Origin of the sequence: Pseudomonas cyclaminis, from assembly GCF_015163715.1 — a bacterium.
Classification (GTDB): Bacteria; Pseudomonadota; Gammaproteobacteria; order Pseudomonadales; family Pseudomonadaceae; genus Aquipseudomonas; species Aquipseudomonas cyclaminis.
Genome location: NZ_JADDUM010000019.1, coordinates 39477 through 50184, shown reverse-complemented (window position 1 = coordinate 50184; position 10708 = coordinate 39477). Strand labels below are relative to the sequence as shown.

The window sequence follows — 10708 nt, the reverse complement described above, 5'->3', positions numbered from 1 at the left end:
CCGCCGATGCTCAAGAGCGAGAACGCACGACCCTCTGGTTGGGTGTACATCGACGTGCGTGGCCGGGACATTGCCTCGGTAGTCGCCGACCTGCGTCGGGTCGTCAGTGAACAGGTCAAGTTGCAGCCCGGCATGAGCCTGAGTTACTCAGGGCAGTTCGAGTTTCTCGAAAGGGCCAACGCACGACTCAAACTGGTGGTGCCTGCCACGCTGTTGATCATCTTCGTGCTGCTCTACCTGACTTTTGCCCGCTTCGATGAGGCCTTGCTGATCATGGCCACTCTGCCATTCGCACTGACTGGCGGGGCATGGTTCCTCTATCTGTTGGGGTTCAACCTGTCAGTCGCCACCGGGGTCGGCTTTATCGCGTTGGCCGGTGTCTCTGCGGAGTTTGGCGTAATCATGCTGCTCTATTTGAAGAATGCCTGGGCCGAACGTGAAGACCTTGGCGACAGGACCGAACGCGGACTGGTGGCGGCGATTCGCGAAGGCGCCGTGCAGCGAGTTCGGCCTAAAGCCATGACCGTGGCCGTCATCATTGCGGGCCTGTTACCCATCTTGCTGGGCAGCGGGACCGGTAGTGAAGTGATGAGCCGCATCGCCGCGCCCATGGTCGGCGGCATGGTCACGGCACCCTTGCTTTCCCTGTTTGTCATTCCGGCGGCCTATCGCTTGATGCGCCGCCGAAACCTCCCCATTGAACCCGTCACCCTTGAAGGAAAAGTCGTATGAAACTGACCCTGATTGCAGTTGCCAGCACCGCTGCTGTGTTCTCTCTTGCTACCCATGCGCAGGACATGCCGGGAATGAAAATGGACGGTATGGAAGGCATGGAAATGAAGCAGGAATCGAAGCAAGCTCCTGTCGCCAGTGCCGAGGGCACGATCAAGGCTATCGATCCTGCGAAACATACGGTGACCCTCGCTCACGGCGCTGTTCCGGCCGTGCAATGGCCGCCGATGACCATGGCCTTTTCCGTGGCAGAGGACCAGTTGACAGGGCTTTCGGTGGGAGACCGTGTATCGTTTTCCTTCCGACTAGAGGGTGGAAAAGCAACGATTGTTTCCATCAAAAAATGAAATATTGATGTTGTTCGTAGCCCGGCACGCATCGTCGTGCCGGTTTGACCATTTTCACAATAATCAGCAAATCAGCGCTTCGGAGACGAGGCGTGAATGGCTGCTTCTGACCCAGAGCGTGTAAAAACGTTTTTGAGCGCGACAGGCACTCAAAGCTGGACTGGAAATCGCGCTTCTACGCGAAATCCACATCTGCTGACGTGCCGATAAATTTCAGATTTAACGTAGACGCGCACACTTCAATTTTGGCGAAGCGTTTTTACACACTCTGGGCCGCTTTCTGCCTGTCGTGAAGGACAGAAAACGACCCAGGCAAACGTTCGCCAATGCCCCTTGATGTAATAAAACGATAGTCTAGGCGGGGGCGTAGCCGCGTCTTGAATCGGTTGACGTGCTCTGTCCACTCATCCATTTACAGAGCGCGTCCAGGCATTCGACTAGTCGTCCACCGTCTAGGTATTAGAAGAACCCCAACGGATTGATGTCATAGCTCACCAGCAGGTTTTTTGTCTGCTGATAGTGATCAAGCATCGCGACCAGCACGGTAATGCCCAGCGGGGTTTGCTCGGCAGGCTTGAGCACCACGCAGTTACCGGCGGCCAGCGCTGGGGCGAGTTTCCAGGCGGCCATCAGGATCGGGAAGTTCCACGGGATGATCTGCCCGAACACGCCCCGCGGTTCATGGATGTGGTAGGCCACAGTATTGCCGTCGATTCGGCGGCGCTGATGCAACCGGCGAAGTAGCGAAAGTGGTCGGCGGCTAGCGGGATGTCGGCGTTCAGGGTTTCGCAAACGGCTTTGCCGTTGTCCAAGGATTCGGTGATTATCAGCAGTTCCAGGTTTTGCTCGATGTGGTCGGCGATTTTCAGCAGCACCAACGAGCGCGCCTAGGCGGACGTGGCGTCCCAGGCATCGGCGGCGGCATGGGCAGCGTCCAGGGCCTTGTCGATGTCTTCGGCAGTGGAGCGTGGGAATTCGGCAATTGGTTGGCTATTTGCTGGCGAGTTATTGGTGAAGTACTGCAACGCAAAGCGGTAAGATAAGAAAAAGTGGGATCAAGAAGCTGCCGAGGATCGGTACAGCCCGGAAAATTAGCCTGCTCTGGCAGTTAATAATATTTCAGCTATCTGCTTGTTTAGTTGCGCGATTTTTACATTGCCTGAGGCGTGGGCAACAACGGTAGTTCCGGTAATAAGGCTTAGAAACTGTGGGAGAATAATGTCTGCCTTTTCGGGTTCCACGAACAGGGACAAGCGCGCCATAATGAAGTTAGCCCATTCAACGAAATGCACGCTGACTTTGGCGCGTAAAATTTTCGATGCGTCATCATTAAAGTCATTCAGACCGCGAGCAAATGCGCAGCCTCTGAAATCTTGTTCTGAAAACCAATATTCAAGGAAATCAAAGATCGCCAAGAGTTCGGCTTTTGGATCGCCACTCACTCGCGCGGCGAACTTGTTCAGGTTCGTAAAACGGAGCCAATGCCAAAAATCCAAATAGGCAGCAATCAGATCAGCCTTTGAAGGGAAGTAATTATAGAAGGTTCTCTTCGATACACCGCTTTCAGCAATAACTCGATCAATTCCGACGGTGTGCACGCCACGTTCATTAAAGAGGATTATTGCCGTCTTTAATATACGATCCCGTGGCTTGAGAGATGCAATGTCCTCGAAGCGAAGGTCTTTGAAACTTGAAGCAAAATTCGTCATGGAAATCCTCCAGCTTCCACCGTAGCAGGGGTAAACAGATCTGTCTACTTTTTCTTGAAAGAGTAGACAGATCTGTGTACTTTTAGCTGACTGGCTCGGTCCAGTCACAAAATATTCAAGAGCGCTGGAGACACAAAATGCCCAACTTCAATGATTTCTCTTTCAAAGCACAGCCTTGGTACAACGAAGCGGAGTTCCGTCCGCTCTTCGCCAAGGCGGTGAGTCTCAACACCATCGTCATCCACTGCTTCGATCCACGTGCTTCGGAAATACCGGCCGTTGTTGCCAAGCATTTTGGTGAGGTTTACCCAGGCGAGAACGTTCTTGATGAAGCTGGAAATCGGGTAGGACATACGACGACCTTATTCCCAGTGTCTGTCGCTGGTGGTCGTGCTGTCGCAGGTGTGCAGTCGATCGCCACGATGGTCCATCTCTTCGGCATCGAAAGGGTAGTGGTTGTGCACCACTCATTCTGCGGTGCTACGTCTTTCACCAATGAAGGCATCATTGACGCGTTCAAACATGAGCATGGCAGCGATATTTCCTCGGCGTTTGACCATGACAGCATCTGCATTTCGGATTTCGAGACCTCGCTCAAATACGATGTCGGAGTTGTTCGAGCAAACCCAGGGGTGCCAGCGCACGTGAAGATCTACGGCTTCTTCTACAATATCGATACGCTGGAACTGACTGAGGTAGTGAGCGACATTCCTGACCAGGCCAAGGCCTGATTTCAGAGCGGCGACTGACATTGTTGGTCGCCGTATTTACGTGCAGTTGGATGTGGTCTTCAGCCCCCAGGTGGCTGCACGTCTCTCATTGAACAGCCCTCGACCGCCGAATAAATGGCGGTGCGGCCGTTGCCGACTCTCGCTCGGAGTGGAACGGCAACGTTGAACTATTTACTTAATTGTTAAGCTGTTTTAGGCGATCGATGAAAACCCCGACGCTTGGGTCCCTGACATCTCGCCTGTGCTAACCACGCACGTGAAGGTCTGGTAGGCGACTCGCTACAGTATTCTCCCTTAGCCTACTGCTGACGATCTCGCTGCGCTCCGCTTTATCGCATGCTAGACAAGTATCCACAGAGCTTTTCCTTGTAAACGTCCAACTCGTTTGTATTTTGAACACTGATTAAGATCATCACAACGTCAGTGGGCTTATAAGATGTTTCGGAAGGGCAGAAGCCAGGCTGGGAACTACTAACTAAGTAAGTCGCAGCCTGGACATTCTGTAAGCAGATTAAACGAAGGGAGGTAAATCAAGTGCGTGCGGAACTGTTTCCACCAGCCCACTTGTCACGGCCTTAAATGAAACTTCAAATCGCGTGCCGACGAGGTGTTCAAATGCTGTCGCGCTGAATACGCTGTAGAGTTCGTCTCGGGAGTACTTGGCAAGCACATCTTTTATTGATTGTTGAGACATTCGTGACACACCTGTGCCGAACACATCACAGATAGCGCCGCGCGTAACCAAGAATGCCTCTGCACCATGTTCCTCAGCCGGAACGTGATAATTAAGGTGCACTGCAATGGCGTGCGCCACCGTATCGGCATGCGCGCGCGCGAAGCCCTGTCCTAGCAGGAAGTCTCGTGCGTGCACGCCACCGTTGACGGCGAAGCAACAGTCACACGGTCGCGGGTCAGCTGTGGGTGTTAGGCCAAGGTCGTGAAGCATGGCCGAGGCGAAACCTAGTTCACGGTCAAATTCGATACCATCGTGCAACGCGATCATTGATCCGAAGTAGTAGGTGCGCCAGCAGTGTCTCATTAGAGTCGGCTTATACAAGTCCTGAACATAGGCTAGAGACTCTCTGACCATTTTGGTATCAGGCGGTAAAAGGTCATCGATGGAAATGTACTTTGGATTCAGAAGGCCAAGTCGGTGGCGTTCTGCATCCAGATTCTCTTGGCTAAATATGTACTTCAAGTTTTCGATGAGCTGGACTTGTTCGCTCTCACGGAGAATGCCTTTGGTGGATTCTCCCCATTCCACGGATCCGACTGAAACATCGAGTGCGCTTGATGAGCTAGACACAATCTTCATTCTTAACTCCTGGACGTTTTCGTCACGGTGTTGCGACTACTACTTATTGCAATTCAGCAAAGTGCTGTAAGTAGGGATTTGATTTTTTACTGTCCTGCCGAAGCAAAATGGTCTGAGAACCTCGCTGGGTCTGCGTTCCGATCTTGCGACAGCTACCCGCGGGCTTTAGAGCTACCCGCTTGAGACTGAGAATACGGGGGGAGGTTTGTGGTAACCAATGGCGATATCGACATAATCGGAGTCGATATCGACACCTTCTGGTTTCGCTGGCTAAGTGACATTGATGACCTTTTGCGTTGTCGCATGCTGCTCGGGGACCCATTGGATCGGCCACTAAATAGGCTTTAACCCCAAGTAGTACAAGGCCCCGCGTCCGGTAGCAAAGAAGCAGCGGGGTCCCCCAGACTGGTCGACCCGCCGAACGGTCATGATCATTAATTGACAATAGGAGCGCATGCTCCTATCTTGAGTTCCAGATAGGGGCATATACTCCTATCGTGAATCAACGAGCATATGCTCCATTCAATTGAGAGGATTACGAACATGAGCGCAGCAGATATTCTTGTAAGCGGTGCAACCGGGCGGACTGGCGCAGCAGCAATTGATGAGCTGCTTAAACTGGGCAAGAGCGTCCGCGCTTACGTGCGTTCGGACGACGAAAGGGCTGCTGCTTTGCGCCAGCGCGGAGTTGAAATTGCAATTGGCGATTTCACCGACATCGATGCTATTCGTGCAGCAATGGAAGGAATTCGCTCGGCCTATTTCCTTTATCCACTTGCACCTGGGATCGTCGAAGGTGCAGCCTATTTTGCCCAGGCAGCGAAAGAGGCTGGGGTAAAGGCAATCGTGAACATGTCGCAGATCTCCGCGCGCCGCGATTCCAAAAGTCACCTAGCGCAGGATCACTGGATATCAGAGCGCGTTTTCGACTGGTCAGGCGTACCGACAACGCATCTTCGCCCCACTTTTTTCGCAGACTGGCTGGCGTATCCTCACTTTGCAAAAGAAATCTGGGCCAAGAAAAAAATCGAGTTTCCCTTTGAAAATGGCCGCCACGCGCCTATCGCGACCGACGACCAAGGCCGGGTGATTGCCCATATCCTGGCCAACCCAGCGGGGCACGAAGGTAAGATCTACAGCCTTCATGGCCCGGTCGAAATGAACCATACCGAAATCGCCGCCGCCATGAGCGAAGTGCTTGGCGCGGAAATCCAGTACGCACCGACATCAATCGAGGCGTTCGAGCATAAGATGGAGCACGAGTACAAGTTTCCAGCGGCTCTCGTGCAGCATTTGGTCGAGGTTGCTCAGAACTACCGTGAGGGCGTCTTTGCGGGTGAGAACGACGTAGTAGAGAAGGTTACCGGTACGCCCGCTCTGTCGGTGCAGGCCTTCGTGGAAAAGTACCGCGACGTGTATGTGTGACCTGAATACCCAGGGCACAAAAAATCAAACAGTAGTGAAGAGGAAGTAGAGATGCTGCCGGTGAAACAACCACTAGGGATCGACCATTGCAACTGTTCCGCCATTAGGAAGGCGAGCCGGCAGATCACCCGTTTCTATGATGCGCAGCTCGAGCCTTCGGGGCTTCGAATCACTCAGTACCTTGCCCTGGCAGCGCTTAATGAGTTGGGAAGTGCTGCAATCAATACCCTTGCTGAGCGGCTCGACATCGAGCGCACGGCGATGGGAAAAATGACCGGCTTGCTGGAGCGCGATGGATTGATCTCGATCAGTCCTTCGCCATCCGACGCCAGGAGTCGCCTGGTTAAATTAACCGAGGCGGGGCGAGACTTGTTTGAAAGAACAGCGCCTCTATGGGAAGAGGCTCAACGGCAATTTGAGCAGTTGAACGGCACGGAACAAGTAAGCTCGTTGCGGCAGGGGCTGGCTGCTATGGTGGTCGGTGATATCGAGCGCGTCGTATCGAACGACTGAGTTATCGCACTGCCTTCCAGGGGGAACCCGGGCACAACAATCACCGACAGATTCCTCCGACTCCTGCCTCCGTATCAATTAGCGGATCTGTGCAGTCACACGCGAAGCTATGCCGCTCAATGATTCGAGCTTCGTTGCCTTATCGTACAACCCATATTCTTCGAGCTGCCTGGATCGATTAAGCCAAAACGCGTGGAAACCGAACGCATGAGCCCCTATGGCATCCCAAGCGTTGGATGAGAAAAAAGCGATCTCTTCGGTCGACGACACATTCAGTGCTGCTACTGCAATCTCGTAGGCCGCCGGATCCGGCTTGTAGATTTGTACCTGCTCAATGGAAAGGCACTCATCAAGCAAAATATCCAAACCCGCAGACCGAACCGCGCTTTCCAGCATCCGGGGAGATCCATTCGAAAGGATCGCTGTTCGTACGCCTGCTTCGCGAAGGCTGTGCAATGCTGCTGGGACATCAGCGTAAGCGTCCAGCGTCAGGTAGCTTGTTAGTAACGTCTGTTTTAGCCGCTCATTCTTCACATTGTAAAAAGCCAGGGCATAGTCGAGCGCTGCCTCGGTTAACGTCCAGAAATCTGTATGGTGCCGCATCAGGGTATGAACCCACGAATACTCCAGTTGCTTGGTGCGCCATAGGATCGATATTTCGCGAGCGTGCTTACCCAGCTCATCGGCATGTCTTGCAACCGCCGAATGTACGTCGAAAAGAGTCCCGTAGGCATCAAACACGCAAGCGGAGATTCGTGGTGTGGTCATGATTGCCCCTAAACATTCTTAACTGGTTAACAGGGTTTGGAACTCGCGCATTTGCTTATCGTGCAGCTCCCTCTGTAGCGTTAAAGCGCTTAATCGATGCATCAAAGCCTTGGGTTGTTTCTGAAAACTCGTTGGCGTCGCTGCTCTACTGTGCCCTAGATACTGAAAGGGGGGCGTAAAGCGCTCTCAGCTGCGTGGGCGTGAGACGGATTTCGGCTATCGCTGAGTATTCACTGTGAGGTGCTCAGTCTTTACTTTCCGATAAGGTTTTGTGCCGCGGATCCTGGTAATCGTAGCCTGACCACCAGGATTGAATTTCGTCGAGTAAGAAGGGGAGAGGTTACTTCATGTCGTCGCTGTCAGACGCATTCAGTGCTCGTGCATCGACGTCCAGCTTGACTGACTCCTTCTTGCCGGTAGCGTCTTCCACTGTCAGTGTCAGAGGCACTTTGTCACCTTCTTTCACTTGGGCGGATAACCCTATGAACATCACGTGGTAGCCGCTTGGGTCAAAAACGATGGTTTTACCAGCAGGTAACGCGACCGAATCAACGGGGTCCATGTGCATCACTTCGTTTTGCATGGTCGTTCGGTGAATCTGGACCATTTTTGCCGCCGGGGATTGAACGTTAACCAGTTTACTGTCCGTACTGGACGTCACCTTCAAGAACGCGCCAGTCGATTGCTGCCCAGGCACGGTTGCCCGAATCCATGCGTCTTCAATTTTGGTCTGAGCGCTCGCTTGCCAGGCCATCCCCAGCAAAGAAAAAAGTACCACGATTTGTCCCAGAGGCTTGATGAGCGATTTTTTGTAGGATTGAGATTTCATTAGCTGACCTTCATGACAGTGAGTAGATCTTCCGCGCATTCCTGTTCCGTGAGCGACTGACTCAACCCAAGACACAGCGTCCCCTTGGAGTCATAGACATAGCTCATTGCGGTGTGAGAAATGGTGTAGGTCTCGCCGAGGGGGACTTTTTCATAGATAACGCCAAATTCTGCAGCTGTTGCCGCCGTGGCTTCGAGGCTTCCATACAGTGCCTCAAACGTTGGATCGAAAGTTTTTACATAGGCGTCCAGGACGGCTGGCGTATCGCGCTCCGGATCTAACGTAATAAAGACGACCTTCAGTCGGTCGCCATCAGGACCTAAAAGTTTTTTGATTTTTGCGGCTTTGGACAGTGTGATAGGGCAGACGGCTGGGCATTGGGTAAAACCAAAAAAAATCATCGCGACCGAGCCCTGATAGCTCGACAGCGTCTTTTGATTGCCTTGCGTGTCGTTCAAGGTGAACGAACGTCCGCGCGCCTGACCTCTCAAATCCCATCCGTTTTTAAAGGTCGAAGCGAAGCTATTGAAGCTTGCAAAAATGCCTAGGCCGAGCACTCCCATACCTGCGATCACGTTGCGGCGAGTTAAAAGAGTATTCATGTGCAGGTACCTATATGAAGATGAATGTGCCGCCGAATTTCAATGTGTGTGCTCCTCCCTGAGCTGGTGATTTAACGAAAAGCGTCAAAATTCGACACCCTAACGGTTGGCGCGAACGGAGCCACCAACCGCATGAATTGACCTATCTAGAGTTGTTCAACTCGCAGCTTGGACAGCCGTTGCGATTTTCTTTTCCTGCTGTCTGATCGTCATGATGGCTACCGCGGCAATCAGACAAAGCGCACCGCCCGTAAAGAATGCAGGCAGGTAGCTCAGGAGTGTCACCCGTGACCAACCGGCCCCAAAAGCGGCGGCGGCCGCACCGATTTGATGACCGGCAAAAATCCACCCGAATACAAGCCCTGCGCGCTCCGCACCAAAACGGGAGGCCGCAAGACGCACGGTTGGAGGAACGGTCGCGATCCAGTCGAGGCCATAAAACACAGCGAACAATGACAGGCCGTAGATCGAGAAGTCAGTGAAAGGCAGCACGATCAATGACAAACCACGAAGGCTGTAATACCAAAACAGCAGGTGGCGGTTATCGAAGCGATCGGACAGCCAGCCGGACGCGATGGTGCCGACAAGATCGAATACACCCATGGCTGCGAGTAAGCCGGCAGCTTTCACCTGCGAAATACCAAAGTCACCGCACATCGGGATCAAGTGAACTTGCACCAGGCCGTTGGTTGTCGCGCCACAGATGAAGAATGTTCCGAACAGGATCCAGAACACCTTGGTTTTTGCGGCGTCGCGCAGGGCGCCGATTGAGGCGGCGATGATCGACGCGCTGCTTGACGTAGGTACAGTGATCGGATCAGTTCCGACATCTCCGTAGGGCCTCAAGCCCATGTCACTCGGACGATCACGCATTACCAGCAGCACCGCCAATGCAGCAATCACCAACATGACGCACATCAAACCGAGAGCCCAGCGCCATCCCCATTGGTCGGTGATGCTTGCGAGAATCGGCATAAAGATAAGCTGCCCAGTCGCTGTACTGGCGGTGAGAACGCCAACGACGAGACCTCGACGAGCACTGAACCAACGTGACGCGACTGTGGCGCTGAGTGTCAACGCTGTCATGCCAGCGCCGATGCCGACTGCGACGCCCCACAAGACTACCAGTTGCCAGACCTTCGTCATTCCGAGCGAAAGCAACAGGCTGACCACAATGATCGTCAATGCAGTGAGGGTGACATGGCGCAAGCCGTATCTGTTCATCAGTGCGGCGGCGAAAGGAGCCATCAGCCCGAAGAGCACGAAACGGATCGAAAGGGCGGAGGAGATCTCCACGGTGTTCCAGCCGAACTCCATCTGCATCGGTACGATAAAGACACCCGGCGCACCTACCGATGCAGCACTGATGAGGGCGGTTAAGAAAGTGACCGCGATCATGGCCCAGCCGTAGTGAATGTTACGGCGGGCGAGAACGCTCGAGAGCCATCCGGAAATCATAGGTACTCCTTTTTTGTGGCACTCATCGCCACTACGATTGCAAGAAAGTGAGAGCTGTCGAACGATGAATTCAACAGCTTTTTAGCGGCTCTCGCCTCGCGTACCGTGCGTTTCAAGCTCCAAGGAATCACTCGTCAGTCTTCATTTCGACCGAGGTATTCAACATCGCTGAACAACAGGAGAACTAGCGGCCTGCCGGCTCCTAGCCTGCGCCCGATACAGCTACGGACGGGACTGGCTGCTTCTTTTCGCAACCGGGTGATGCCGAGCGAAGTGCTT

Annotated in this window: 11 protein-coding genes and 1 pseudogene; 5 read left to right on the top strand and 7 right to left on the bottom strand. The window is 53.4% G+C overall.

The features are described 5' to 3' along the window. Together IQK56_RS02285 and IQK56_RS02280 are read left to right on the top strand one after the other, a co-directional pair. Nucleotides 1-732: efflux RND transporter permease subunit (locus IQK56_RS02285; RefSeq protein ID WP_193901522.1), on the top strand; the 732-nt coding region annotated here is incomplete at its 5' end. Continuing rightward, a complete protein-coding gene (locus tag IQK56_RS02280; protein ID WP_193861950.1) occupies nucleotides 729-1079 on the top strand; it encodes a copper-binding protein in 351 nt (116 codons plus the stop codon). The genes IQK56_RS02285 and IQK56_RS02280, both read left to right, overlap by 4 nt. A gap of 459 nt (nucleotides 1080-1538) precedes the next feature. On the opposite strand, the pseudogene IQK56_RS02275 reads toward IQK56_RS02280, so the two are convergent. Together IQK56_RS02275 and IQK56_RS02270 are read right to left on the bottom strand one after the other, a co-directional pair. After that, nucleotides 1539-2104, bottom strand: a pseudogene (locus tag IQK56_RS02275) (aldehyde dehydrogenase family protein). A 66-nt stretch (nucleotides 2105-2170) separates the two neighbouring features. Further along, nucleotides 2171-2788 (bottom strand): TetR/AcrR family transcriptional regulator, encoded by a 618-nt coding sequence (locus IQK56_RS02270; RefSeq protein ID WP_193861951.1) that lies wholly within the window; start codon nucleotides 2786-2788, stop codon nucleotides 2171-2173. Nucleotides 2789-2925: 137 nt separating this feature from the next. Between IQK56_RS02270 and IQK56_RS02265 the strand changes: the two genes are divergently transcribed. Next, nucleotides 2926-3519, top strand: a complete 594-nt coding sequence (locus tag IQK56_RS02265; protein ID WP_193861952.1) for a carbonic anhydrase — start codon at nucleotides 2926-2928, stop codon at nucleotides 3517-3519. A 511-nt stretch (nucleotides 3520-4030) separates the two neighbouring features. Here IQK56_RS02265 and IQK56_RS02260 read toward each other — a convergent pair. After that, nucleotides 4031-4834, bottom strand: a complete 804-nt coding sequence (locus IQK56_RS02260; protein ID WP_193861953.1) for an HD domain-containing protein — start codon at nucleotides 4832-4834, stop codon at nucleotides 4031-4033. A 543-nt stretch (nucleotides 4835-5377) separates the two neighbouring features. Between IQK56_RS02260 and IQK56_RS02255 the strand changes: the two genes are divergently transcribed. Together IQK56_RS02255 and IQK56_RS02250 are read left to right on the top strand one after the other, a co-directional pair. Beyond that, nucleotides 5378-6259: an NmrA family NAD(P)-binding protein gene (locus IQK56_RS02255; protein ID WP_193861954.1), complete on the top strand. Its 882-nt coding sequence runs from the start codon at nucleotides 5378-5380 to the stop codon at nucleotides 6257-6259. Nucleotides 6260-6310: 51 nt separating this feature from the next. Next, nucleotides 6311-6772 (top strand): MarR family winged helix-turn-helix transcriptional regulator, encoded by a 462-nt coding sequence (locus IQK56_RS02250; protein ID WP_008071425.1) that lies wholly within the window; start codon nucleotides 6311-6313, stop codon nucleotides 6770-6772. A gap of 78 nt (nucleotides 6773-6850) precedes the next feature. Here the strand turns inward: IQK56_RS02250 and IQK56_RS02245 are convergent, their stop codons facing one another. The 4 genes from IQK56_RS02245 to IQK56_RS02230 all read right to left on the bottom strand — a co-directional run bounded on the left by IQK56_RS02245 (nucleotide 6851) and on the right by IQK56_RS02230 (nucleotide 10429). Next, nucleotides 6851-7540 carry a haloacid dehalogenase type II gene (locus IQK56_RS02245; RefSeq protein ID WP_193861955.1) on the bottom strand — a complete coding sequence of 230 codons (690 nt, stop codon included), beginning with the start codon at nucleotides 7538-7540 and terminating at the stop codon, nucleotides 6851-6853. Nucleotides 7541-7880: 340 nt separating this feature from the next. Continuing rightward, entirely contained in the window at nucleotides 7881-8369 is a 489-nt protein-coding gene (locus IQK56_RS02240; RefSeq protein WP_024777165.1) for a copper chaperone PCu(A)C, read from the bottom strand. Then, nucleotides 8369-8971, bottom strand: a complete 603-nt coding sequence (locus IQK56_RS02235) for an SCO family protein (protein WP_193861956.1) — start codon at nucleotides 8969-8971, stop codon at nucleotides 8369-8371. Before IQK56_RS02235 ends, IQK56_RS02240 begins: the two co-directional genes overlap by 1 nt. A gap of 156 nt (nucleotides 8972-9127) precedes the next feature. Beyond that, nucleotides 9128-10429, bottom strand: coding sequence for an MFS transporter (locus IQK56_RS02230; protein ID WP_024777167.1), 1302 nt, complete (start codon nucleotides 10427-10429; stop codon nucleotides 9128-9130). Between the last annotated feature and the right edge of the window lie 279 nt (nucleotides 10430-10708).

What these genes read in the sequence shown, in the direction of transcription:
- IQK56_RS02280 (WP_193861950.1), top strand. Translation starts at nt 729, where the DNA reads ATGAAACTGACCCTGATTGCAGTTGCCAGCACCGCTGCTGTGTTCTCT.
- IQK56_RS02270 (WP_193861951.1), bottom strand. Translation starts at nt 2,788, where the DNA reads ATGACGAATTTTGCTTCAAGTTTCAAAGACCTTCGCTTCGAGGACATT.
- IQK56_RS02265 (WP_193861952.1), top strand. Translation starts at nt 2,926, where the DNA reads ATGCCCAACTTCAATGATTTCTCTTTCAAAGCACAGCCTTGGTACAAC.
- IQK56_RS02260 (WP_193861953.1), bottom strand. Translation starts at nt 4,834, where the DNA reads ATGAAGATTGTGTCTAGCTCATCAAGCGCACTCGATGTTTCAGTCGGA.
- IQK56_RS02255 (WP_193861954.1), top strand. Translation starts at nt 5,378, where the DNA reads ATGAGCGCAGCAGATATTCTTGTAAGCGGTGCAACCGGGCGGACTGGC.
- IQK56_RS02250 (WP_008071425.1), top strand. Translation starts at nt 6,311, where the DNA reads ATGCTGCCGGTGAAACAACCACTAGGGATCGACCATTGCAACTGTTCC.
- IQK56_RS02245 (WP_193861955.1), bottom strand. Translation starts at nt 7,540, where the DNA reads ATGACCACACCACGAATCTCCGCTTGCGTGTTTGATGCCTACGGGACT.
- IQK56_RS02240 (WP_024777165.1), bottom strand. Translation starts at nt 8,369, where the DNA reads ATGAAATCTCAATCCTACAAAAAATCGCTCATCAAGCCTCTGGGACAA.
- IQK56_RS02235 (WP_193861956.1), bottom strand. Translation starts at nt 8,971, where the DNA reads ATGAATACTCTTTTAACTCGCCGCAACGTGATCGCAGGTATGGGAGTG.
- IQK56_RS02230 (WP_024777167.1), bottom strand. Translation starts at nt 10,429, where the DNA reads ATGATTTCCGGATGGCTCTCGAGCGTTCTCGCCCGCCGTAACATTCAC.